General features: G+C 69.3%; 16 protein-coding genes and 2 pseudogenes. 9 read left to right on the top strand and 9 right to left on the bottom strand.

Going from position 1 to position 24,619, the window contains the following annotated elements:
* Positions 1 to 106: 106 nt before the first annotated feature.
* The 3 genes from ABVB68_RS35145 to ABVB68_RS35135 all read right to left on the bottom strand — a co-directional run bounded on the left by ABVB68_RS35145 (position 107) and on the right by ABVB68_RS35135 (position 6,031).
* The gene (locus ABVB68_RS35145; RefSeq protein ID WP_353605276.1) at positions 107 to 2,419 is read right to left on the bottom strand and encodes an FdhF/YdeP family oxidoreductase; all 2,313 of its coding nucleotides are present in this window, start codon (positions 2,417 to 2,419) and stop codon (positions 107 to 109) included.
* 36 nt (positions 2,420 to 2,455) lie between these two features.
* Positions 2,456 to 3,076: an SRPBCC family protein gene (locus tag ABVB68_RS35140; RefSeq protein WP_353605277.1), complete on the bottom strand. Its 621-nt coding sequence runs from the start codon at positions 3,074 to 3,076 to the stop codon at positions 2,456 to 2,458.
* 786 nt (positions 3,077 to 3,862) lie between these two features.
* Positions 3,863 to 6,031: an NACHT domain-containing protein gene (locus ABVB68_RS35135; RefSeq protein WP_353605275.1), complete on the bottom strand. Its 2,169-nt coding sequence runs from the start codon at positions 6,029 to 6,031 to the stop codon at positions 3,863 to 3,865.
* A gap of 737 nt (positions 6,032 to 6,768) precedes the next feature.
* Between ABVB68_RS35135 and ABVB68_RS35130 the strand changes: the two genes are divergently transcribed.
* On the top strand, positions 6,769 to 7,647 hold the full coding sequence (locus ABVB68_RS35130; RefSeq protein WP_353605274.1) for a GNAT family N-acetyltransferase: 879 nt from the start codon (positions 6,769 to 6,771) through the stop codon (positions 7,645 to 7,647).
* 255 nt (positions 7,648 to 7,902) lie between these two features.
* Here ABVB68_RS35130 and ABVB68_RS35125 read toward each other — a convergent pair whose 3' ends face one another.
* Positions 7,903 to 8,427, bottom strand: coding sequence for a phosphate-starvation-inducible PsiE family protein (locus ABVB68_RS35125; RefSeq protein ID WP_353605273.1), 525 nt, complete (start codon positions 8,425 to 8,427; stop codon positions 7,903 to 7,905).
* 87 nt (positions 8,428 to 8,514) lie between these two features.
* Between ABVB68_RS35125 and ABVB68_RS35120 the strand changes: the two are divergent.
* Together ABVB68_RS35120 and ABVB68_RS35115 are read left to right on the top strand one after the other, a co-directional pair.
* Positions 8,515 to 8,780, top strand: a pseudogene (locus tag ABVB68_RS35120) (IS256 family transposase); the annotation flags it as partial.
* A gap of 75 nt (positions 8,781 to 8,855) precedes the next feature.
* Positions 8,856 to 9,494: a hypothetical protein gene (locus ABVB68_RS35115; RefSeq protein ID WP_353605271.1), complete on the top strand. Its 639-nt coding sequence runs from the start codon at positions 8,856 to 8,858 to the stop codon at positions 9,492 to 9,494.
* 426 nt (positions 9,495 to 9,920) lie between these two features.
* Here the strand turns inward: ABVB68_RS35115 and ABVB68_RS35110 are convergent, their stop codons facing one another.
* The gene (locus ABVB68_RS35110; protein ID WP_353605270.1) at positions 9,921 to 10,730 is read right to left on the bottom strand and encodes a formate/nitrite transporter family protein; all 810 of its coding nucleotides are present in this window, start codon (positions 10,728 to 10,730) and stop codon (positions 9,921 to 9,923) included.
* Between the two features lie 561 nt (positions 10,731 to 11,291).
* Here ABVB68_RS35110 and fdh point away from each other — a divergent pair.
* From fdh to nrfD, 3 genes are read left to right on the top strand one after another with little or no spacing between them, the layout of a single operon-like run.
* Complete coding sequence (gene fdh / locus ABVB68_RS35105; protein WP_353605269.1) at positions 11,292 to 14,582, top strand: formate dehydrogenase; 3,291 nt, start codon at positions 11,292 to 11,294, stop codon at positions 14,580 to 14,582.
* The gene (locus ABVB68_RS35100) at positions 14,579 to 15,598 is read left to right on the top strand and encodes a 4Fe-4S dicluster domain-containing protein (protein WP_353605268.1); all 1,020 of its coding nucleotides are present in this window, start codon (positions 14,579 to 14,581) and stop codon (positions 15,596 to 15,598) included. The genes fdh and ABVB68_RS35100 overlap by 4 nt, the downstream gene beginning before the upstream one ends.
* Positions 15,595 to 16,656, top strand: coding sequence for an NrfD/PsrC family molybdoenzyme membrane anchor subunit (gene nrfD / locus ABVB68_RS35095; protein ID WP_353605267.1), 1,062 nt, complete (start codon positions 15,595 to 15,597; stop codon positions 16,654 to 16,656). Before ABVB68_RS35100 ends, nrfD begins: the two co-directional genes overlap by 4 nt.
* Positions 16,657 to 16,713: 57 nt before the next feature.
* On the opposite strand, the gene ABVB68_RS35090 is transcribed toward nrfD, so the two are convergent.
* Positions 16,714 to 18,261: an MFS transporter gene (locus ABVB68_RS35090; protein WP_353605266.1), complete on the bottom strand. Its 1,548-nt coding sequence runs from the start codon at positions 18,259 to 18,261 to the stop codon at positions 16,714 to 16,716.
* Positions 18,262 to 18,754: 493 nt separating this feature from the next.
* On the opposite strand from ABVB68_RS35090, the pseudogene ABVB68_RS35085 reads away from it, so the two are divergent.
* Positions 18,755 to 18,998 (top strand): annotated as a pseudogene (locus tag ABVB68_RS35085) (Tn3 family transposase); the annotation flags it as partial.
* Positions 18,999 to 19,340: 342 nt separating this feature from the next.
* Here the strand turns inward: ABVB68_RS35085 and ABVB68_RS35080 are convergent.
* Entirely contained in the window at positions 19,341 to 20,075 is a 735-nt protein-coding gene (locus ABVB68_RS35080; RefSeq protein WP_353605265.1) for a dienelactone hydrolase family protein, read from the bottom strand.
* A gap of 309 nt (positions 20,076 to 20,384) precedes the next feature.
* On the opposite strand from ABVB68_RS35080, the gene ABVB68_RS35075 reads away from it, so the two are divergent.
* Complete coding sequence (locus ABVB68_RS35075) at positions 20,385 to 20,852, top strand: hypothetical protein (protein ID WP_353605264.1); 468 nt, start codon at positions 20,385 to 20,387, stop codon at positions 20,850 to 20,852.
* Positions 20,853 to 21,036: 184 nt separating this feature from the next.
* On the opposite strand, the gene ABVB68_RS35070 is transcribed toward ABVB68_RS35075, so the two are convergent.
* Positions 21,037 to 21,726 (bottom strand): HAD family hydrolase, encoded by a 690-nt coding sequence (locus ABVB68_RS35070; protein ID WP_353605263.1) that lies wholly within the window; start codon positions 21,724 to 21,726, stop codon positions 21,037 to 21,039.
* 391 nt (positions 21,727 to 22,117) lie between these two features.
* Positions 22,118 to 22,738, bottom strand: a complete 621-nt coding sequence (locus tag ABVB68_RS35065) for an ATP-binding protein (protein ID WP_353605262.1) — start codon at positions 22,736 to 22,738, stop codon at positions 22,118 to 22,120.
* A gap of 1,268 nt (positions 22,739 to 24,006) precedes the next feature.
* Between ABVB68_RS35065 and ABVB68_RS35060 the strand changes: the two genes are divergently transcribed.
* Entirely contained in the window at positions 24,007 to 24,408 is a 402-nt protein-coding gene (locus ABVB68_RS35060; RefSeq protein WP_353605261.1) for a hypothetical protein, read from the top strand.
* Positions 24,409 to 24,619 lie beyond the last annotated feature (211 nt).

The following is a 24,619-nucleotide window of genomic DNA, read 5'->3' as shown; positions in this document are numbered from 1 at the left end:
CTGCAAAGGCGACCCGTTCGATGTACTGTCCGGCGGTGCGTCCCGATGAGATGGCTGACGTTGTACGCGCGTTCGCGTCAGGTACCCGCGGCGTCGTCGGTTTCGGTCAGACCGGTGCCGGCCGGGATCGGTCGCCCGTGGGTTCGAGGCGGACGACGATGCCCTTCGACGTGGGCTGGTTGCTTGCGTCGGCGACGCTGTCGAGCGGCACCAAGACGTTCGTCTCCGGGTAGTAGGCGGCGGCCGAGCCCTTGGCCGCGGGGTAGGACACGACCTCGAAGTTCGCGGCCCGGCGCTCGGTGCCGTCCTCCCAGACGCTCACCAGGTCTACGCGATCGCCTTGGGCGAGGCCGAGTTCGGACAGGTCGGCCGGGTTGACGAGGACCACGTGGCGGCTGCCGTGGATGCCGCGGTAGCGGTCGTTGTTGGTGTACGGGATGGTGTTCCACTGGTCGTGCGAGCGCAAGGTCTGCAGCAGCAGGTGACCCTCGGGGGCCCGGGGGACCACCCGCTCGTTGCAGGTGAACCGGGCCTTACCGGTCTCGGTTCTGAACACGCCCTCGTTGACCGGGTTGGGTAGCTGGAAGCCTCCCGGACGGGTCACCCGGGCGTTGAAGTCGTGGAAGCCCGGCACGATCCGGGAGATGCTGTCGCGGATGGTGTTGTAGTCGCCCTCGAACTTGGCCCAGGGGATGTCCGCCTCGCCGCCGAGGCTCAGCCGGGCGAGCCGGCACAGGATGGCGACCTCGCTCAGCAGCGCGTGCGAGGCCGGTTCGAGTCGTCCCTGGGAGGTGTGCACCTCGCTCATGGAGTTTTCGACGGTGACGAACTGCTCGCCGTCGGCCTGGACATCACGCTCGGTGCGCCCGAGCGTCGGGAGGATCAGGGCGGTGTCGCCGCAGACGGTGTGCGAGCGGTTGAGCTTGGTGGAGATGTGGGCGGTCAGCCGGCACGAACGCATCGCCTTCTCGGTGACCTCGCTGTCGGGCGCTGCGCGCACGAAGTTCCCCGCCAGGGCGAGGAAGACCTTGACGCGGCCCTCCAGCATCGCCTTGATCGAGTTCACCGAGTCCAAGCCGTGCGGGCGCGGCGGATCGAAGCCGAACTCCTCCTTGAGCGCGTCCAGGAAGCTGTCCGGCATCTGCTCCCAGATGCCCATGGTGCGGTCGCCCTGGACGTTGCTGTGGCCGCGCACCGGGCAGGCACCCGTGCCGGCGCGCCCCAGATTGCCGCGCAGCATCAGGAAGTTGACGATCTCCCGGATGGTGGGAACGCCGTGCTTGTGCTGGGTGATGCCCATCGCCCAGCACACGATGACGCGTTCGCTTCGCAGGACCTCGTCGCGGACCTTCTCGATCTCCTCGCGGGTCAGTCCCGTCGCCGCGCGCACGTCGTCCCAGTCGACGGTGCGGGCGTGCCGGGCGAACTCCTCGAAACCGGAGGTGTGGGCCTTGATGAAGTCGTGGTCCAGGACGGTGCCGGGACGCGCGTCCTCCGCCTCCAGCAACAGCCGGTTCAGTGCCTGGAACAGGGCGAGGTCCCCGCCCGGCTTGATGTGCAGGAAGCGGTCGGCGATCTGGGTGCCCCGTCCCAGGACCCCACGCGGCTTCTGCGGGTTCTTGAAGCGTCGCAGCCCCGCCTCCGGCAACGGGTTCACCGCCACGATGCGGCCGCCGTTGCGCTTGGCCTCCTCCAGTGCCGAAAGCTGCCGCGGGTGATTGCTGCCCGGGTTCTGCCCCACCACGAAGATCAGGTCCGCGTGGTGGAGGTCGTCGAGACTCACGGTGCCCTTGCCGACGCCCAGCGTCTCGTTCAGGGCGAAGCCGCTGGACTCGTGGCACATGTTGCTGCAGTCGGGCAGGTTGTTGGTGCCGTAGGCGCGGGCGAAGAGCTGGAAGACGAAGGCGGCCTCGTTGCTGGCCCGGCCGGAGGTGTAGAAGACCGCCTCGTCGGGCGAGTCCAGCCCCTTCAGTTCCTGCGCCAGGACGCCCAGGGCGTCGTTCCAGCCAATGGGCTCGTAGTGGTCCGACCCGGGCCGTTTGACCATCGGCTCGGTGAGCCGGCCCTGCTGGTTGAGCCACATGTCGGAGCGGGCGGCCAGATCGGACACGCTGTGTTCGCGGAAGAAGTCGGCGGTGATCCGGCGCGTCGTGGCGTCGTCGTTGATGTGCTTGGCGCCGTTCTCGCAGTACTCATTGCGATGGCGCCGGCCCGGAGCGGGGTCCGCCCACGCGCAGCCGGGGCAGTCGACCCCGCCCACCTGGTTCATGGTGAGCAGGTCGACCCCGGTCTTGCGCGGGGAGGTCTGCTCCAGGGAGTACTCCAGCGCGTGCACGACGGCGGGGACCCCGGCCGCCCACTTCTTCGGCGGCGTCACGGAGAGGGAGGTCTCCGGCTCCTCACCGGGCGGGTTCTGCATCGCTTGGCCTTTCTCTTGCCGTGTGCGGTACGCGGGTCAGCCGACGGGCCACTGGGCGACACGGCTCCTGGGCGGTTCCGGGGAGTCGTGCTGAACCCGGCCGTTGCGGATGGTGCCGCGCCAGGCACCGCCCTCCTGACCGAGCCCTTCGATGAAGTGCTTGAAGCTCACCAGTTCCTCGCGCACCAGTCGTACGGTCAGCCCCACGACCCTGGACGAGCGGGTGAGGAGCTTCGCGGCCCCCTGCGGTTGGAGGAGCATCCGGACCGTGATCGCAGTGCCACCGGACTCCGTCGGCCTGAACTCGACCTCGCCCTGGTGGGTGGGGTGCTGCTCCAGGCCGCGCCAGGCCAGGTAGGCGTCAGGGTCCTGTTCCACGATCTCGACCGCGAAACGGTGGCGCAGGGGGCCGTAGCCGATGGTCCACGCGGTGACGGTAGGCCTGATCTGCTCGACTTCGCGCACCACGGTCGAGAAGCGCGGGAAGGTCTTGAACTGCGTCCACTGGTTATAGGCCGTGCGGACCGGGACCGCGACCTCGACCGTCTCCTCGACGTGCCGCTCCCGCAGCGGACGGCGGCGTGTGACGCCGTCACCGTCGGAGCGCATACCCGGGGTGTTCGGCACGGCGCGCCCACCGTCGTCTTCGTGCGCCATCATGGTCCTTCCTCCGGTGAGGGAGCCGGGCGTCCGGAGACCCGGCCTTCCCCTTGTGGGGCAGGGCATCTCTTCCGGTTCCCCGATCCCGGGATTCGAGTCTTCCGGTTCCCCGATCCCGGGTTTCGAGTCACCCGACCGCGTAGGCGTCCCGGGCGGCCCCGAGCGCGAGAAGGGGCCGGGCCCGGCTGGCAGGAGGGGCGCCGCGCCCCGGACGTGGCAGGGACGTGGGTCACGGGCTTCTCCAGGTGACCGACGGTCACCTCCAGCTCCACCCCGGGCACGGCCACCCGCCGCTCACCGTGACCCGCAGGGGAAGTTGCCGGGCAGGCTGCCGTGGAGCCGGTGGCAGAAGGTCTTCTCGGCTTCGGCTTCGTCGCCGTCCGCATTGTCGCCATCGACCATGTGGCCCTGCTCGACCCGCCCGCCTGGTGCACCAGCCACCACTACCTCGGCCCTGCGCCGAACGCCGTCGACGCGCCTGTGTACGCACGGCGGACAGCCGCCCGTGCACGCCCTACCCGAATGAAAGGGGGTTTTTGCCCCGAAGTGGTTGTTTGGCGTGAGATTCAGGTGTCGCAAGCCGGTCGGCGGGGGACGCTGTCGGCCCCGGCCGGCGGGGTGTCCCGACTCGGGGGCCGATTACGAGGGGTGGCGGCGGTCAGGTGCCGATGGCGCACCAGGCGTAGGCCCCGGGGAACAACGGCACCGCCGAGTGCTGGAACTGGGCGAGGACATCGCCGGGGACAAGGATCACCGTGGCCGCCCGGAGCACTGGCGGCTGATTCAGCCTTCTGGAGGACGGAGACGCGGCACCGGGTTGCTCCGGCGTGTCGAGGACGCCTGTGCCGCGAGGTGGTCTTGCAGCCGGGCATGACGGAACTGATACACCGCGCCCGCCTGCCGCAGTACGCCGCGCCGGTGGGCGTCATCGAGGAATCGCATCAGTCGCCACGGGAGTTTTCCCCGGAGAGCCAGCCATGCACGGGTGAGGAGAAGCCAGCTCCATGGGCTCCCTACCAGCCCTGTCTGGAACCTGCCCGCCAGTCTGCCGGCGAGTCCCAGGGTCAGACCCCCTCCGATCCCCACGATCAGGGCCCAGGTGAGCCCGACGGTGACGGAGAATCCGTACCGTCCTGTCGCCAGCCCGGCCAGCAGCCCCGACCCGAAGGTCTCCACGACGATGCGGATGGCGGTGACTAGGCCATCGTTCCGCAGGACGGACCGTGGACTGGGCGAGGACAGTGCATGCGCAGGGGTGTTCAGCCACATCATGGCGCCGAAGGTGAAGCCGGCACTGAGCCCTGTCACACACACGACTTTCGCCGCGGTGCCGAGTCCGCCTTCGGGCGTGGCGCCCATGCGAACAGCGATGTCGAAGGCGAGCAGGGCACCGGCCCCCATGACGAGACCGACCGCCAGTCCCGGTACGAACCTCCTTCCGGACGTCAGACCTCGCCGAAGTTTGAGGCTGGCGTTGAGAGGGTGTAACGGAGGCACGGCTACCAGCCCGGCACCGAACCCGCCGGCCAAGCCGGCCGCGACGCCGACCTCCAGCCCGACCCCCACGCCGACGCCGAATCCGGCGATGAGCCCGCTGACAAGTCCGAGCAGGAGCCCGACCGCCCGACGTGCGACCAGGGGGAAGACACGGTGCAGATGCCACCAGGCCAGGTCGCGGGTCCGTTGCCGGTGAAGGTGGCCGGCGAGGAAGGTCAGCCACCTCCTGACCGACTCGGCCGGATATCGCGGCGGCGCCGCGTCGAACCAGTCCGCCCCTGACGACGGGAGGCGGTGAGAGTAGACGGCGGGGATGAACGCCTCCAGCAAGTGTCCCTCGATGGCGGACCGGTCGGGGAACCGGTCGGAGTCGAGGAGGTCCGCCGGGTTGGTGGCTGGATCGGTGTATACAGTACGCAGGAGAGCAGTCATGAGTGGCGACGACAGCGCTTGGGCGAGCGGCCCGACGGGACACTCCCGCAACCTGGCCAGGAAAGTCGCCCAACGATTGTCGCCGGCTACCCTCCCGGCGGACAGAAACGCGATGACTTCCTGAGCACTCACCGGTTCCAACTCCACCACCGCCGCGGTACTCAACACCATCCCTCCTGTCACGACGGCGGCCTCGTACTCCGTGCTGCGACAGGTGACCACCACGGGACTGGCCGGAGCGATCCTGTCGATGCCGTCGATGGCTGCGGAGTGCAGTCCGGCAGGCATCTCGTCCAGGCCATCGAGGACAGGCAGGACGTGTCCGCCGGTGACGAGTCGGGCGGCGGCCGCAGGGCCGAAGACGTCCTCGTTGGCGAGGGCCGGATAGTCCTCGATCAGCCGTCGGGTCACCCATGGGTGAAGTTGCTCGGTGCGCGGGTTCCACGACGAGAGCGACAGCATCACCGGCACCGGCCCGCCGTGTGCGCGCCGTTCGTCCAACAGACCAAGCGTGAGCAGGATGGCCAGCACCGTCTTGCCTGCCCCCGGACCGCCGAGGAGGACCAACCGCCGCCGAGGGAGCTGCGTGAACGCGGTGACAAGATCCTGGTTGCTGCCGCGCAACCGCAACCGCAGTGGCCGGCCGCCGACCACACCGTTGCCGAGCACTGCGGAGGCACCGGCGGAAACGGGGCGGACGGTGGTGGCCCAGCGCAGGTGCAACGGCTGCGGCCGGTGCAGCATCCGCAGGCCTGCTTCAGCGGTCCACTGACGCTGTACGGTCTGAGCCAAGTCGTCTGCCGCGCGGCGAAGACGAAGTTCGTTGTCGGCCTCCGCCCCGCCCCCGGGCACCGACGCGGAGGAGCGGTGGCGGCGCGCCTCCAACACCGCTGCCACGACGGCTGACACCGCTGCGGCGGGCCAGGCCATCCAGACATACGGCTCGATCGTCTCCGGAAGGGCAGCGCTGGCGACGTTGGTGACCACAGGAAGCACCAGTGCGGTGATGATGAAAAACAGCACAGTTGTGAACTGCGAGGGGCGCCGCATGTCCCCATACCTCGCTTCGCTCTGACGACAGTCGTGCCTTGTCCCGGGTCGCCCGATGGGCTGGGCCACGGGGGCTTCCGAGCAACACTCGCCTGCGGCGGGGACATCACGGACCAGGATGTTCCCTAGTCCTGCCAGACGGGCTGCCGGGCGGGGACAATCGTGACACTGAGGACCCGTCGAGTACGGGCCGTGGGGGCCGGATCTACGACCGGTTCCGCCGGTGGCAACGGGACGGCACCTGGCACCGGGGCGTCACCCGGCTCCAGTCCCTGGCCGACTCGAACGGCGCGATCACATGGGATCTGGGCGTCGACTCCACGGTATGCCGTGCCCATCAGCATGCGGCCGGGGCCCGGAACCGGGGTGACCTGAAAGAAGGAGTCACCGGGTGGTGTCTTCACCGAGCCTGGTGATCACGGGCTGGGGCGTTCGCGCGGTGGGTTCACCACCAAGCTGCACCTGACCGTCGAGCAGGGGCAGAAGCCCATGTCGATGTCGCGGCCATCAACGAGTGGCTGTGACCACACACGCGCACCGCCTTTTCGATAACCCGTTGCCCAGGAGCCAATCGGCCAGCTAGGTTCACCCAGCCGCCTGCATTGGTGCAGGCGGCGCTGTCGACGAGGAGGTGTGGAGCACATGCGCAGGAGTGCCCAGGAGTTGAGCTCGCGTACGGACCTTCACCACCTCCTCACGACGGAGACACCTTGTCCCTTCGCATCACCCCACTGACCGACCCCGCTCACGGGGCGCACGGCCGGCGTCTTGCCTGGTTGGCGTCGGACGCGGATTCCATCCCTGCCGGGACGGCCTTTCTGCGCCTGTTCGATGGCGGACGAGAGCACCTGGCCGAGCTCGACCTCCGTGTTCATCCCGCAGAGCGCCGCAAGGGCGTCGGCTCCCGGCTCCTCGACACCGCCGTGGCCACCGCCCGGGACAACGCCCGACGCTGCGTTGTCGCCCAGGCAGAAGCCGGATCGCCCGGCGACCACTTCCTGGCAGCACGCGGTTTCCGGAAGGTCCTCACCTTGAGGTTCACCCGCTTGCCACTGGCTGACGTGGATACCGCCGTCCTCGCCGAGATCATCGAGCGTCCGCATCCCGGCTACCGGCTGATGTCATGGCAGGGAACCGTCCCCGACGACCTCGCCCAGACGTTCGCCGCCTCACGCCGCGCCATGGACGACATGCCCATGGACGACACCGACCACGGCACCGTGATCTGGGACGTGGACCGCGTGCGGGCCGCGGCGAAGGCCGTCGAACAGCGCGGCGACCACCTGCACACCGTCGTCGCCATCGACGCCTCCGACGGCTCGATCGCCGGGTTCACCGAACTCGTCATCCCCGGCAACGGCGCAGGTGACGGCCAGCACTACGGCACCGCTGTGCTGCCCGAGCACCGTGGCCACGGCCTCGGCCGATGGATGAAGGCCGAGTCGATCCGACAGGCCCATAGGGACTATCCAGACCTCGACGGCCTCGTGACCGACACCGCCGACAGCAACGCGCACATGAGACAGATCAACGACGGTCTCGGCTACACACCCACGCACACGACACACCAGCGTCAGCTCGACCTTTAGCAGAGAGCGCACGGGCCGGACCGGGGCATCACCCCACCCGGCCCGTCCGCGCTTTCGATACGCGCCCTGGTAATGCTTCTTACGTCGAGTGATCTCGCCTGGTGGTGGGCATCTTCTCCGGTGTGAGGTTGGGGGAGGTGGAACGGCTCCGTGGTGGGTTATCGGAGTTCGTTGCCGATGCCCCTGGAACGGGACATCGGGTCTGCTCGCGAGGAGCAGAGGGTGCGGGCGGCCGTGGCGGCGGGAGGCGATGGATCAGGACCCGCGGACCGGGGTGGGTGACGGCGGCGGGGAGTGCCGAGCCTCCGGGAAGTAGTCTCCCGGCCGCGTCGAGCGCCGCCACACGTACACCGCTGTCGCCATCACGAGGATGAGTCCCGCCAGGATGAGCAGTTCGATCCCCTGAACGTTCCACTGGAAGGACTTCTCCGCCTCGGCCGTCGCGATGAGCACCTTGCGGATGCCGGCGATCAGGCCGACGACGAGGAACGGCTCCGCGTCGAGGGTCTGGTTCCTGATGGTGAGGCGGACGGTGTGGAGCAGCTCAGCCACGATGAACAGCACAAGGCTGTTGTCCAGGGCGGAGAGAACGATCGTCTCCGCGCGGTACGGCCCCTGGATCGACCTGATGACGTCGTGGACAAGCCCGACGGTGAGGAGCCCCGCGAGCAGTACGAGGATCGCGGCGACGACGAGGTGGATACCGTCCTCGATGAGCTGCAGGAGGCCCTGTACCCGGCCGCCCTCGATCTTCGGGAGAATGGGTCGCACAAGCAGCATGCTAGGGGTTCCCGGGCCCGCAGGCGCGTCGTGCTGCCGAACGGGTGAACGGGCGGATCACCAACGACCAGGACGAGTTCACCGGCGTTCTACGACTTCCCGGCCGAGCACTGGATCCACCTGCGGACCACCCGTCCGATCGAGTCGCCCTTCGCACCGTCCGCCTGCGCGCCAAGATCACCGAAGGAGCGGGCAGCCGGGCCGCCGCCCTCGCGACGGTCTTCAAGCTGGTCGAGTCCGCCCGGAACCGGTGGCGCGCAGCGGACGCACCCCACCTCGCTGCCCTGGTCCGGGCCGGCGCCCGCTTCGAACGCGGCCGGCTCGTCGAACGCCCGGAAACCCTCCCAGCATGAAGAGCCTCGACTGATCCACGGGACCTGTCCGACAATTGCCCCAGCCGGACTCCCTCAACAGACAGGCGAGCAATCGTGGGCGAATCGCACCCGCTCCTGACGTTCTTCCTGGCCGCCGCCGACGGTCGCTTCCCGCCGGCAGACGGCCGGGTAACGGTGTTACCGCCCCTGCCTGGGGGACTTGAGTGCTCGGTCGCCTTCACCGGCCACGCTGTCGTCGCCACCGCCCTGACCAGACAGGCCGTATACGCCCAAGGACCGGATGGCTTCGGTGCGTCGCTCTCGCCGGACTTCCTGCGTCACCTGGCCGGCCCGAAGGGCTGGATCGACGTCACCGACGCGACACTCACGGCCCGCGGCACGGGCGGCCCACCGCGCCTGGCAGAGCTGTCCGGTGCGGATGACCATCCACGCGTCCGCCATGCCCGGAAGCTGCGGACGAACGTCAAGGTCTACGGTGACGAACGCGGCCTCATCACCCTGGCCGACGGCCTCGCCGGGCGGCGCGAACTGAGTATCGAACTCCACAACGTCCAGGACAGCGGCCAAGGACACGGACGGTCGCTCCTCACCGACGCCCTCTCCCTTGTTCCGGAAACCGAACCGGTCTTCGCCGCCGTATCCCCCGGCAACGCCCGCTCCCTACGCGCCTTCCTCGCCTGCGGGTTCACCCCCATAAGCAGCGAGGTCCTACTGCGTCCCGAGCGGGAATAGCCAGGCACAAGCCATGAACAGGACCCCAGACCGCTCGCCTTCGCCAACGATCCGTAGTTATTGACAATGACTCTCATCGGCTGCATCAGCCGGGCTGGCGGCCCCATCCGCCCCAAGCCGACCACGCCCGAGTCTGTCACCGGAGTCGTCGCCATGGACTGGGCCGCCTCCTCTGACATCGGGCGATGGCGTGGAAGGCCGGCCCAAGGCGGGATCGATGGAGGAGGACATCGTGACTGGGGTCGGTTCGCGCAGCAGATGACGCTCCCGGTCCCCTGCCTGGTCACGACTCACCTGCCCCGGACACGAACGACAACCACGTCGCTTCGAGCCATAGCGACAGGCCGGTAGGTGCAGCCGGGCGGGAGGGACGGTGGTCAGCGGACGGGATGTGAGCCGCGGGGCTTCATGCCCACTTCGCCGGCGTTAGGAGTCGGCTTTCGCCGCCTTGTTGTCGGCGTTGAGCACCGGGGCACTGCGAATGAGGCGCAGTGTCGTCGTCAGCAGGAGGCCGCCGACGATGTTGCCGAGGACCGCCCAGGCCAGCCACCTCAGCCAGTCGGCGTAACCGTAGGACGTCCTGCCGGTGTGCAGGCCGGCGAATGCGATCAGGGAGTCCAGCACCGAGTGCCACAGCCCGAGCCCCGCCAGGACGAACGCGGTGGTGATCGATGCGGTGATCTTCCCGGTCATGGACTCGGTGCCGTGATGCATGCGGGTCATGAGGGTGATGACGCCGCCGCCCAGCATGGTGAGGCAGAAGGTGCCCAGTGTGTAGCCTGCGTCGACGAAGTGTGCGCCCAGAGCGGCCGCGGTGCGGTGCAGGTCCGGGAACGCCTGCATGACCAGCCACATGAAGACCCATCCGCCGATCAGGTTCATCACCAGGACCGTCGCCCACATGCGCACCAGGTCGAGCCAGGTGGCAGCGCCGGCGATAACGGTGGCGACGGGCACCAGGAACCCTTCCGTGAAGAGCTCGCTGTGCCCGAGCAGCAAAGCGATGAGCCCTACGGAGAAGGCCAGTCCGGCCAAGAGTTCACTGCCGGTCGCGTGCCGCACGAACAGCAGCGTCATGACGCCGACGCCGACATCGATACCGCCCAGCAGCGAGGTGGCCACCAGCGACGTCCAGGTGCGGTGCAGCCGTGGCCGGCCCTCGGCCACGATCCGTTCCGCCGCTTCGGCGACTCGCTGCTCCCCGGGACCCTGCCTGATCTGGTCCTCCGGCTCCATGGCGGTTCCTCCGGTCTCGCGTCAGCACGGGAACGTTCCCCGGCCCAGTGACGGGAACGTTCCCGGAGAGATCTTCGGTCAGTCCGCCCCCGGGTTCCCTCACCCACGCCATCCGACCCCGCAGAGGTCACGGACCTGATCGAGATGCGCTCAGCTGGTACGTCAACCGAGGTTGCAGCCCGCGCGCTTCCTCCGGCGGGAGAGGGACACCATCGCCACGCACTCGAACACCCGAGGCGGCCGGCCTTCTTGCCCAGCAGGCGCTGCAGGGTGGCGGGTGAGACGCCCGCGAGGAGCCGGATGCAGTGGATGCCGTGGTCGCGAAGGACGGTGGCCTGGCGGGGCCCGGTGCCGTGCGGGGCCTCCACGGGCAGGGGGCCGAGCCAGTCGGCTTCCTGGTCGGGGGCGATGACAGGGCGCCTCCCGGGCCTGTGATCCGGCCGGAAGCGGTCGCGGCGACTGCGATGGTGGGGCCGATGCCGACGCGGACGTCGACTTGCACTCGGTCCCCACGCGAGTAGCGTCGATCAAGGCGTATGCCACCCATGAAGGAGCGAGCCTATGGGCCTGGAACGGTGGATCGGCCGGTGGCCCGTGTACCGGCAGCTCACCGGCCCCGACCGGCTTGGCCGGGGCAAGGCGGCCGAGTCCCCGCGCTCGGCGGCCCTCGGACCCCGCACCGACCGCGCGGACCGAGTCGCGGACTCCGTCTGCCCCTACTGCGCCGTGGGCTGCGCGCAGCGTGTCTACGTCAAGGACGAGCGGGTCATCCAGATCGAGGGCAACCCGGACAGCCCCATCTCGCGCGGCCGGCTGTGCCCGAAGGGATCCGCCAGCAAGCAGCTCGTCACCGGCCCGCAGCGTGAGCAGAAGGTCCGCTACCGTGCGCCGTACGCCACCGAGTGGCAGGACCTCGATCTGGAGACCGCCATGGAGATGGTGGCCGACCGGGTGCTCGACGCCCGCCGCAAGGGCTGGCAGGACAGCGACGCGGACGGCAGGAAGCTGCGTCGCACCATGGGCTTCGCCGGTCTGGGCGGGGCCACGCTGGACAACGAAGAGAACTACCTCATCAAGAAGCTGTTCACTGCCCTGGGGGCGTTGCAGATCGAGAACCAGGCCCGTATTTGACACTCCGCCACGGTTCCCGGTCTGGGAGCCTCGTTCGGACGTGGCGGTGCCACGGACTACCAGCAGGACCTGGTCAACGCCGACTGCATCATCATCATGGGCTCGAACATGGCCGAGGCCCATCCGGTCGGCTTCCAGTGGGTGATGGAGGCCAAGGCACGCGGCGCCAGGGTCATCCACATCGATCCGCGCTTCACCCGGACCAGCGCGCTGGCCGACCAGCACGTCACGCTGCGGGCCGGCACCGACATCGCGTTCCTCGGGGGCGTCGTCAACCACATCCTGTCCAACGACCTCCATTTCAAGGAGTACGTACAGGCGTACACCAACGCCCCGTTCCTGCTGAGCGATCGTTACCAGGACACCGAGGACCTGGACGGCCTGTTCAGCGGCTACGACCCGCACACCGCCTCCTACGACTCCTCCAGCTGGACGTACGAGGGCATCGAGGCCGAGGAGCGCCCGGGGAAGCGTCACAAGGAGCAGGCCGCGCCCTACCAGCACGGTGCCGGCGGCCCGGTCATCGGGGGAGCCACCGGAGACATCGCCGCCGACCCCACGCTGCAGCACCCGCGCTGCGTCTTCCAGGTGCTCAAGCGGCACTTCGCCCGCTACACCCCGGAGATGGTCGAGCGGATCTGCGGGGTGCCCCGGGAACGGTTCCTGGACGTGTGCCGGGCCTGGACGGAGAACTCCGGCCGGGAACGCACCGCCGCGCTGGTGTACAGCGTCGGCTGGACCCAGCACTCCGTCGGCGCCCAGTACATCCGGACCGGTTCGATCATCCAGCTGTTGCTGGGCAACATCGGCCGCCCCGGCGGAGGCATCTACGCCCTGCGCGGGCACGCCAGCATCCAGGGCTCCACGGACATCCCGACCCTGTTCAACCTGCTGCCCGGCTACCTGCCGATGCCGGACACCACCCACGAAGACCTGACCGCCTACCTGGACGGCATTCGCCGCCCCGACCAGAAGGGGTTCTGGGGCAACGCCGACACCTACATGATCTCCCTGCTCAAGGAGTACTGGGGTGAGGCGGCGACAGCGGAGAACGACTACTGCTTCGACTACCTGCCCCGCATCAACGGCGATCACGGCACCTACCGCACCGCCATGGACATGGTCGACGGGAAGGTCTTCGGCTACTTCCTGCTCGGTCAGAATCCCGCGGTCGGGTCCGCGCACGGCCGCCTCCAGCGCCTCGGCATGGCCAACCTCGACTGGCTCGTCGTCCGCGACCTGACCATGATCGAGAGCGCCACGTTCTGGAAGGACGCCCCCGAGGGCGAGACCGGGGAGATCGTCACCGAGCGCTGCCGCACGGAGGTGTTCTTCTTTCCCGCCGCCTCGCACGTGGAGAAGGACGGCACCTTCACCCAGACCCAGCGGATGCTGCAGTGGCGGGACAAGGCCGTAGAACCGAGCGGCGACCAGCGGTCGGAGCTGTGGTTCTTCTACCACCTGGGCAGGCGCGTCAAGGAGAAGCTGGCCGGCTCGACCGACGACCGTGACCGGCCGGTGCTGGACCTCGCCTGGGACTACCGCACCGAGGGCGACGAACCGTCCGCGCCCGACGTGCTGCGTCACATCAACGGCATCGACCTGCGGACCGGCCGGACCGTCGGCGGCTACCCCGACCTGAAGGCCGACGGCAGCACGGCCTGCGGCTGCTGGATCTACAGCGGCGTGTACGCCGACGAGACCAACCAGGCCCGGCGCCGCAAACCCCGCTTCGAGCAGGGGCCCTACGATGCCGAGTGGGGCTGGACCTGGCCGCTGAACCGACGGGTGCTCTACAACCGTGCCTCCGCCGATCCGCGGGGCAGGCCCTGGAGCGAGCGCAAGGCCCTCGTCTGGTGGGACGAGGACCGCGGGGAGTGGACCGGACACGACACCCCGGACTTCGAGAAGGACAAGCCGCCCCACTACCGGCCTCCCGAGGGCGCATCGGGGCCGCAGGCCCTGAGCGGCGACGACGCGTTCATCATGATGTCCGACGGGAAGGCGTGGCTGTTCGCGCCCACCGGCCTGGCGGACGGCCCGCTGCCCACCCACTACGAGCCGCACGAGTCGCCCGTGCGCAACCTCCTGTACGGCCAGCAGGCCAACCCCACCAGGAAGGTCTACGGGCGCCGCGACAACCCCTCCAACCCGGCTCCCCCCGAGGCGCACGGGGAGGTGTTCCCCTTCGTGCTCACGGCGTCGCGGCTCACCGAGCACCACACCGCCGGGGGCATGAGCCGCCAGCTGCCGTACCTGTCGGAGCTGCAGCCCGAGCTGTTCGTGGAGGTCTCGCCGGAACTGGCGGCCGAACGCGGCCTGCGCCATATGGACTGGGCCCACGTGATCACCAGCAGGACAGCGGTGGAGGCCCGCGTCTTCGTCACCGACCGGATGGCGCCGCTGCGCGTCGAGGACCGGACCGTCCACCAGGTCTGGATGCCCTACCACTGGGGCGGCGCCGGGCTCACCACCGGCGACGTCGTCAACGACCTGATCGGAGTGGTGGCCGACCCGAACGTGCTGATCCAGGAGAGCAAGGTTCTGACCTGCGACGTCCGCCCCGGACGACGGCCCAGGGGGGCCGCCCTCCTCGCGTACGTCCAGGACTACCGCCGCCGGGCCGGGATCACACCGGAAACCGGCACCCGCATCGCGACGACGGGCGACGACCACAGGCCGACCCACACCGAGCCCCACCGCAGGGAGGACTCCCCATGACGGACGAGCACAGTCTGTACGGGCACCTCGAGGACCCCGCCGCGGACGCCGGCCACCGCGACCACCCGCCCAGGGTCGGCTTCTTCACCGACACCTCCGTGTGCATCGGCTGCAAGGCGTGCGAGGTCGCCTGCAAGGAGTGGAACGACGTCCCGGAGGACGGCCTCGACCTGCTGGGCATGTCCTTCGACAACACCGGCATGCTCGGCGCGAGTTCCTGGCGGCACGTAGCCTTCATCGAGCAGGAACGCCCACTGGGACGACAGGACCCCGGCCTGTCCGACCTGCCCACCGGGCCCTCGGCCACCGAGCACACCGCCGAGGTCGTCGCGGACGCCCTGCGGGACGCGCCCCGGGGCGGTGGCGAACTGGGCACCGAGCCCGTCGACCTGGGCTTCCCCTCCTTCGACCTGCCCGGCGCCGGTACCGGCGCGGACACCCGTACCGACTTCCGCTGGCTGATGTCCTCCGACGTCTGCAAGCACTGCACCCATGCCGGATGCCTCGACGTCTGCCCCACCGGAGCGCTCTTCCGCACCGAGTTCGGCACCGTGGTGGTGCAGCCCGACATCTGCAACGGCTGCGGCTACTGCGTGTCCGGCTGTCCCTACGGGGTCATCGACCGGCGGCCCGACGACGGCCGGGCCTGGAAGTGCACCCTGTGCCACGACCGCCTGCGCGGCGGCCTCGAACCCGCCTGCGCCAAGGCCTGCCCGACCGACTCCATCCAGTTCGGGCCGCTCGACGAACTGCGGGAGCGGGCCGACCGGCGACTGGAACAGTTGCACGAGGCGGGCGTGGGCGAGGCACGGCTGTACGGGCGCGATCCCGAGGACGGAGTGGGCGGCGACGGCGCCTTCTTCCTGCTGCTCGACGAACCGGAGGTCTACGGGCTGCCGCCGGACCCCGTCGTGCCCACGCGTGACCTGCCGTCCATGTGGAAGCACGCCGCGGTGGCGGCCTCCGCTCTGCTCGCGGCCACCGCCGCCGTCTTCGTCAGAGAGGGCCGCCGATGACCGACGACGACGGACTCCTGCGCGAGCCGCGCAGCGACGCGGGCGCCGCCGACCTTCGTGCGCCCACGTTCGGCGCGGGCCGCGACCGACACGACGACCAGGGCGTCGTAGCGGACTCGGAGTTCCGCTCCTATTACGGGCGGCCGGTACTGAAACCGCCGGTGTGGGAGTGGAAGGTGCCGGCCTACCTGTTCACCGGCGGCCTGTCGGCCGGTGCCGCCCTGCTCTCCGCCGGCGCCGACCTGACCGGCCGTCCGGCCCTGTGCCGCGCCGGGCGCCTGGGCGGCTTCGGCGCCCTGCTGGCCAGCAGCTACCTGTTGATCGCAGACCTCGGTCGTCCCGAACGCTTCCACCACATGCTGCGGGTGGCCAAGCCCAGTTCACCGATGTCCGTCGGCACCTGGATCCTTGTCGCCTACGGACCCGGCAGCGGTCTGGCCGCCATGACCGAGCTGCTGCCGAGCTCCCTGCGCGCCATGCTGCCCGGCCGCCTGCCGGCTCGGGTCGGCCGGCTGGCAGGTCTGTCCTCGGCCGCGTTCGCCCCCGCTCTGGCGTCCTACACCGCGGTGCTGCTCTCCCAGACGGCTGTGCCGGCCTGGCACGAGGCACGTCGGGAGCTGCCCTTCCTGTTCACGGGGTCCGCGGCGGCGAGCGGCGCGGGGCTCGGGATGCTGCTGGCCCCCGTGCACGAGGCGGGCCCCGCCCGACAGCTCGCGGCCCTCGGGGCGAGTGCCGAACTCGTCGCCGCCCGGCTGATCGAACGCCGGCCGGCCCTGGAGACCAAGGCCTACACCAGAGGCCGGGCCCATCGGCTGCGCCGGGCATCCGAGTACCTCACCCTCGCCGGTGCCCTGGCCGCCGTCACCGTCGCCCGCCGCAGCCGACCCGCCGCTGCCGCCGCCGGGCTCGCCCTGCTGGCCGGCAGCGCCCTTCAGCGGTTCGGCACCTTCGAGGCGGGAGTCGCCTCGACCAAGGACCCGGCCTACGTCGTGGTTCCCCAACGCGCACGTCTGAACGCCCGTGGCGGCCAGCACCGGCATGGTGACCAGGCCGAATGACGTCGTGCCGCGAGCCGGCAGACAGGCTCTCGAGCGGTCCCGCGGTGGCCTGACCGGTCATGCCGACGGTCTGGGCGTGGGCCGGCCGATGGTTCCGCGCTGCACGGTGACGGCGACGAGGGCACCAAGCAGGATGATTCCGCCCAGGGTGAGGAACGTGATCTCGATTGCTGTTGCGAAGGCTTGGTCAGCGGCTCCGCGGACGTGGTCCCGTGAGGCGCTCGGCAGCTGGGCGAGGAGATCGGTGTCGATCCGCTCGCGTGTGAGGGCGTCGTCGAGAGCACCCTGTTCTTCCGGAGTGAAGGCATCGCCGGGTTTCAGGAGGCTGTTCCGCTTCTGCCATTCCACGGCGGTGAACAGCGTGTTTGTCAGTGCGAGCCCGAGAGTGGCGCCGACCTGTCGGGCTTGGATCGCCAGACCTGCGCCGACACCCTTGGCCGAGCCCGGAGCGGTGTCCGCAACAAGTGTGGTCGCTGACGGGTAGACCAACGGGGGCGCCAGCCCGAACAGCAAGAGGGCTGGAACGAGAAAGATGATGCGCCTGTCGAACACCTCGAGGGTAAGCCAGAGCAGGCAGACACCGAGGGCGGCCATGCCCGTGATGACCAGCCGGCCACCATGGCCACGCTGAGTCAGCTGTCCCACAAGCGGCGAAAGCACGATGGTCCCCACGCTGGTGGCCAGCAGTAGGAGACCCGTGCGAAATGCACCCATGTCAAGTACATGCTGCAGATACAGCGTCATGTAGAGGACGAGAGCGATTGACGCGCACTGGACGAGGGCCAGAGCCGCCAAGGGGACGGATGTCGCGGCGCCGCGCAGAGGCCGGAGATCGAGCAGTGGGCTTCGGGCGCGGCGCTCAGCCAGCACGAAGGCGACGAGCAGCGCGATACCGGCGGTGAGCGGAGCGAGCGTCCCGACACTGGTGAGCCCCCAGTCGGAAGAGCGTTCACAGGCGAAGACCAGGAGGGCGAGCCCGGAAGCGATGAGGACACAGCCCATCAGGTCCAGCGAGGTCGTGGCGGGAGCGCGTGTCTCGACCAGGTGCCGCCAGGCCAGGACGACGACCAGTGCGGCCACAGGGACAGTGGCGGCAAAGGCCCACCGCCAACTCCCGTACTGAGCCAGTAGGGCGATGCCCAAAGGCATGGTGATGGCGGAAACGGAGATCACCGTGGTCTGAACGCCAATAGCCCACCCGTGTTTCTCAGCCGGTAGGGCGGTGGTGAGGTTCGCCAGAGCGAGCGGTACCGCCAGCGCGACGCCCAGGCCCTGCACGGCACGAGCTCCTACGAGAAAGGACCCGTCGGGTGCGACGGCACACAGTGCTGATCCGGTGACGAAGCAGGCCATGCCAAGAAGAAAGACCCGGCGTCGTCCGATCGTGTCGCCCAGACGACCGCTGACGACGGCAAGCGCGCACAGCGGCAGGAGCCCGGCGACAACGACCCAGTGCAGGGCTGAGCTGTCCAGCCCGAGGTCGCGCTGGACCGCCGGCAGGGCAACGATGATGCTGGTCAGGCTGGAGAACAGCAGAGCACTCGCAGTCACTGTGGCCAGCATGGCGGCCCGCTGCTGGGTCGTCAGGCTTCCGGAATCACCCATAGGTCCCACTCTGCCGACTGCCAGCGGGTTTGGCCTTCGCGGTGGCTGGACGGGCGACAGGGAACGGCAGCCTGTCGCAGCAGGCCGTCGAACCGGCCACCCAGGCCCTCCTCACCGGGGACGCGCGGACACGGGCCCGGCAGCAGGCCGAAGGCGGTTCGGGACGGCGCGGCCCCCTGGGGCGGGCAGGTGGGCGTGCGCGTGTGGCCCCGTGCAGGACAGCACGGGGCCGGGCGCGGAATCGAGCTGGTGAGGGCGGTCAGCGGTAGGGGTGCAGGCCGAGATGGGCGGCGAGGAGCTTCAGCAGCGCGGGCCAGGGCACCGAGTCGGGCCGCCGCCACTCCCGGCTGCCTCGTGGAGCCGCTCCAGCCCGGCCGGCAACAGCGAGGACCTGCCCATCCCGGATGCGCCGACCAAGATCACCGGGGGCTGGTCCGGCCGACGGCCGACGCCGCCTCTGACGGCGTCCAGCAACCGGGTGGTCGGCAGCATTCGCCTGTACCGTCCTGACGACGGTCCGCCCGGCTGGCCTGCGCTCGGCGGCTCGCTGTCGTCCCGGCCATCAAATGGGACCTGATCGCCCAGCAGTACGACCAGATGGTCAAGTACGCCACCGCCCTGCGGCTCGGCACTGCGGAGGCCGAGCAGGTGCCGCGACGCTGCACCCGCGGCGGTCCGAAGCACCCCACCTACCAGAGGCACTCGAAGAACTCGGCCGCGCCGTGCGCACCATCTTTGCCCGTGTTCTGTGGAATCAGATTTGTCAAGTAGTTCAGCCTTTGCCCAGGTTGACGGCGACGGTCGGCTGGAGCGTCGCGGTCGCCGGGACTGCGATCTTGCGAGGTGTCGTCCCGGCTGGCGTGGGGACGTCGACCAGCCGTTCCAGCAGCTGGTCAAGCGCAGCCTGCGAAGCTCTGCAGACGTCGAGCAGTTCATGGCTTCGGGCAGCGCGGGCCCCCGCCGAGAGTCTGGCAGGGGCCCGTGGTGTAGAGAGCCGAGGAGGGCCGGGACCTGTCCCTGATTGGGCAGCATCCCGACCGACACGGCTTACCGTCTGCTGGTGGCTTGACGGCCCGGCGTCACTTCAGGTGCCGGGCGAGGAATCGGCCCGCTTCGTCGCCTGCGAACTGCGGAACGCCGGTGTGCCCGCCCATGTTGGCGTGCAGGGTCTTCTCCTTGGAGCCGAAGGCGTCGAACAGGTCCAGGGCCGCCTGCCGGTCGTTGCCTTCGTCGTCCCACTGCAGCAGGACGTGCAGCGGAATGGTGACCTGGCGGGCCTCCTCGAACATGGCCCGGGGGACGAAACTCCCGGCGAACAGAACGGCGGCCGAGATGCGTGGCTCGACCACCGCCAGCCGGGTCCCGATGGAGATCACTCCCCCCGAGTACCCGACCGGGCCGCCGATCTCGGGCAGCGACAGGAGAGCGTCCAAGGTGGCCTGCCATTCCGGGACCGACTTGTCGACGAGCGGGAGGACGAGGGCGTCGATGATCTCGTCGCTGACCGGCTCGCCGGTCTCCATGGCCCGGCGCAGGTCGGCGCGGGCCTGCTCAGCGGCGGGCAGGCGGGGTCGGTCGCCGCTTCCGGGGAGCTCGATGGTAGCCGTGGCGAAGCCGTCCGCCGCAGCGTGCCGGGCCCGGGCCACCAGCCGGGGGTACGTCTTGCGCAGCCCGAGGGGAGGGGGGCTGAGCAGGATCAGCGGCGCCGGTGCGGACGCGGATGCGGGCGTCCACAGGATGCCGGGGATGTCACCGAGGGTGAATTCGCGCTCGAGGACAGCGTCGTCGAGACGCTGTTCAGAAGTGAAGTGCATGGTCGTGCCTTTCGGGAGTGCCATTGAACGGCGCTCCCGGACGACCTATCGCCCGACCGTGACCCCGGAGGGGAGCACCCATGTCGATACGTTCACGGGTACCACCTCCTCGCTCTCTTGCACGGCCTCCGGAAACGTAGCAGTGGCTGCCGTGGTTCCGCCAACGGGTTTTTCGCAGGCTCTGTGGCCGAACACCATGGCGTCGGAGTCTCGCCTGTCACTGGTCAGGAAGCGCACGTCCGCTACCGATTCGAGCACCGAAAAACCGGTACTCCGTGGAATCAGATCTGCCAAGTAGTAGCTCAGCCTTTGCCCTGGTTGACGGCGACGATCGGCAGGAGCGTCGCGGTCGCCGGGACTCCGATCTCGCGGGGTGTCGTCCCGGCCGGCGTGGGGACATCGACCAGCCCCAGGCTGCTCGCGGACGGCGAAGACTTCACCGGGTCGGCCTCCGCGTACGAAGACCTGCTGTCGGCGGCCCTGCGGATCGGGGGCCCCGACCACCTCGTATCCCTGATGACCCGCGGCTGCCTGGCCGAGGTGCGGGCCCGGCGCGACCGGGCCGCGGCCGACGGCCTCGCCGCCTTCTCCGCGCTCTTCGACGACTGCATGCGCGTCCTGAGCCAGGCCCACTACCTCACCGAGGCCACCCGAGCCTTCCGGGACGCCCTGCGCCAAAGTGGCTCGGCCCTCCCGTCCACCACGTACCACGAGCTGCTGGACCAGTGTGCGAAAGCCGAGCGCTCCGGCCGCGCGGCGCCCTCCACCGCCGGATGATCCCGATCGCGGAGCCTGGCTGCCAGTGCTCATCAGCGACATCGTCCCCGGGATCGACCCGGTCCTCCGCACCTGCTACGCGACCAACCACGACTGACCCTCACCGATCGCCAGGGCCCGGCCCGACCACCTTCGGTCGCCGGGCCCTCGGCCTCGGGCCGGAAGTCGCGTCGGTCTGGCGACGTCAAAGGAGTTGGAGCACTTCGACCAGTGCGCCGGGACGCCGGTCCACGGGCAAGGGATCGACCAGGTGGACCTGGCACCCCAGCTCGGCGGCGCCGGCGTCCGCAAAAGGCTCGTCCCCCACCATGAGTGCTTCGCCGGGTGCCACTCCGAGCTTGTCGCACGCCATCTGGAAGATGCGGCGATCGGGCTTCTTCACCCCGCACTCGAAGGAGAGGAAGTAGGCGTCCACGAGGCCATCGACACCGTGGTCGTGGAAGACAGGGCGCATGTCCCAGCCGATGTTGCTGACGACAGCGACCGGGATGCCTCGCCCACGCAGGGCGCGGAGGGTTTCCTCGGTGTCGGGATAAGGCAGCCATGCCCCGGGCACTTGGGAACGTTCATACAGGGCCTCGGCCAGGTCAGCCGCAGGCAGCTTCGCTTCCCGGGTGAGGGCTGTGAAGGCAGCCCGGTGTCGTTCGGCGGTCAGGTCGCGCTCCCGCCACAGTGCCTCCAGATGGGGCGGCACTGTGCGCGGGGGAACCCCTCCGGGCTGAGCCCCGAACTCTTCCAGCCGGCTGACGCACGCGTCGAGTTCATCCTCGGGCACGTCCAGACCGGCCTTCGTTGTCACCGCCCGCAGCCACTGCGCGGCCGATTCGATCCGGAAGAGGGTCCCGGAGAAGTCGAACATCACACCCTTGATCATGCAGCCGATCCTGGCGGCGCCGACGAGCCGGCCGCAAGCCCCAGACGATCGAGATCCGCAACCCGAGCGATCCACCACGCCCTCAGATCCTTGATGTCCGAAACTGGGCCTCGGAATGGCGCTCCTCCTGTCCGTGTTCGCCTGACGGCCACCGAGCGGTGTGCATCGTGAAGGTGCATACCGCTCAGTGAGCTTCTTCGAGCTGGTCCCTGGTCAGGTGACAGGCCGCCAAGCGCAACGAGCGAGGCCCCTGAGCTGCTGATCGAGATGTCCGACGTCTCCACCACGCCGCTCGGGGGCCTCGTTGGTCATCGGTCCTGTACGACGGGAGACCGCGCGCGGACCACGCGGACCTCAGGGCGGTCATCTGCGCCTCCCCACGTCACCGTCGTCAGTGCGCCCGATGCCCCTCCTGTGTTGTGGAGCCCAGTGGCCCCCCGCTCGCATGCGCAGGACTCCGCTGAGCGTGGCCCACCTGTGCGGGGATGATGTCGGGCTTGTCGGGGGCAGAGGACGGTTGGCCGTCCAGCAGGGAGACAGTGGCCCAGGTCGTCCGGGCTCCGCTGTCGGCGACACGGGTGCCAAGAGCCCGAGTGGAGCTGGCGACGATTCCGAGACCCCGACCGAATTCCGGGGCCTTGTGCCAGTGCTGTTTCCCTGCAGAGCCGATTCCCTGGTCGCGCACCTGGATGCGCAGATGAGTCCGATTCCGCCGAAGGTGGGTGGTGATCACGGCGCTGTCGGTGTGGACGATGGCGTTCGTCGCCAGTTCCGTGGTGACCAGCAGAATCGTGTGGCAGATGTTTTCGTCCGGTAAGTGCTGCTGGTCCAGCCATAAGCGGGTCAGATACCGGCAGATCGGGATGGCCCGATCCACCGCGGGAAGCCGGACGGTGATGGTGCGCGATCGGCACCAGGCGGGGGGCGTCGACCGGACCACAGATGTGTCGGGCCACCGCTCGATGTCCTGGGGGGCAAGAATGATCCTCGCGCATTCGGGTTCGGTCACCATGTTTTGTCTCTCCTGATGCTGTCGGGGGTGCGGGCAGCGAAGAGAGGTGCCGGTACCCCTGGGTCACGGGTCGGCGCCCGACGCGGTGGGGGCGACCGTCGCCCGGGCAGAAAGTGCGCGCAGCTGCGCGTCGACGACGGATTGCACATCGCTTCTGACGTCGAAGAGAGGTGAATGAAACCGCCGTGGCAGGGCACTGGTGTCACAGTTTGCAGCGCGCTCCGAGCTCTCGGCAGAACTGCCGACTGGTCATACGGGGATTACAGTATTCAGGACTGCATCGCTCCGGAAAATACAGTCCGGGAGCGACGCGTCAGCCGGCGCCGGCCGACGCCGGCTGACGGATCCAACACCTCTCTCGGGTGCCCATCGCGGCAGCCCGGTATTCCGCGGCCGGCCGAAGCCGACACGCAGAAGCGCGGGCGACCACTTCCCAGAGAGGACGGGCAGCCCACCGTTGGATGCAATTGTTATCCACCCTGTCGGCATATGGCGGCAACACATGCTGAAGCCATAACACCCGAATGGCGCAATGTAAAGTGATAAAAATTATACGCGTACACCCCGGGGCGCATAGGAGCCAATGCTCCGATACTGACGGCGCACGCCGGGTGTGAACTATGGAGCTCAGTGTACCGGGATAGGAGAAACGATAGCGCACTGAATGCCGACTCTATTCCACGCGCTTTATGACCGTACCGGCCGAGCGCCGGCCGGCACGCGCCACTCGGGGGACCCCGGACCGTGCGGCACAGCCTCGACCACAGCACCGCCGACGAGCGTCCCGTCACCGGTCGGTCCACTCCCTTTCCCATGGTCACGCGCGGGCGTTTCCGCTGCCGGGCGTTCGCCGGCACCTCGTCGGCACGCAGTACCTGCCGGTCATACAAGCCGGCGTTCTTCGCTCACCTTCGAAGCACCATCGGCCCGCGCTGAACTCGAGAAAGAACAGCCGCCTGCCGCGCGCAAGACGCCGCCCGAAATGCCGGGGGTTAACGCCTGATGTCCTACTCCGATCGGGCGACGCAGGCAGCGTTCCCCTTGAGATGCCCCTCACCCGTAGCGCATTACTGAAGCACGAACCGGCGGGCCGCCCATCCCTTTCCGGGGACGTGACTGCTGCCCGTTCCGGTCGTCACTCCCAGCGCGCAGTGCGCGGCGATCAGGTCGAGTTCTCGTTCCTCAGCAGCCACCCCCGACCCCCCTTGGGCCACTCCCACCGGCGTCGTGACAAATCCGCGCAACAGCCATCTCCAAGGGAGTGCACCATGTTCCGTTCCCGTCTCGCCGCTGCCGCCGTAGTCACCACCATGGCGGCCGGCGCCGTCGTGGGTATCGTCCCGCTGGCCATGGCGGCCCCCGCGGCCGTCTCAGCTTGTGTCGCCGACCTGCAGTCGGCGCAGACGTCCAACAACGCCGCCATCGCGGCGGACCAGGCCAACAACCCCGCAGCCGCTCGCACCCACAACGTGAGCACCGCCACCTACCTCTTGGCTGCGATCGGTGACTGCCAGGGACAGCCGCAGGTGGTGGGAACCAACGTCCTCACGGCGACGGCGTCCAACGCGACCGCTCTGGTCTACAACCTGCTCGGGGCGTCGAGCGCGGCCCTCGCCTCCGAGCAGGCCACTGCGTCGGCCGTCACCCAGGCACTCGCCAACGCGTCCTGACCGGGGCCCGGGCGGGCGGCCACCGCGGCAACGTCCCGTGACCCCCGCCCTTCCCCCCGGCGCAAGCCGGGATCGGCCGCCCGCCGGGCACCCCCCTCCCCCAGTCCGACGGGCGGCACGCGGGCCCCGGCGGGCCCGCGGCGCTGGACCGCGTCCGGAACCCGACCACCGCCAGCCCCACGCCCAACACCCCCCCCCGCTCCACTGCGGT

The organism is Streptomyces sp. NPDC096012 (genome assembly GCF_040426375.1).
In the GTDB taxonomy this organism is placed as follows: Bacteria; Actinomycetota; Actinomycetes; order Streptomycetales; family Streptomycetaceae; genus Streptomyces.
This window is presented reverse-complemented; position numbering and strand designations above follow the sequence as displayed.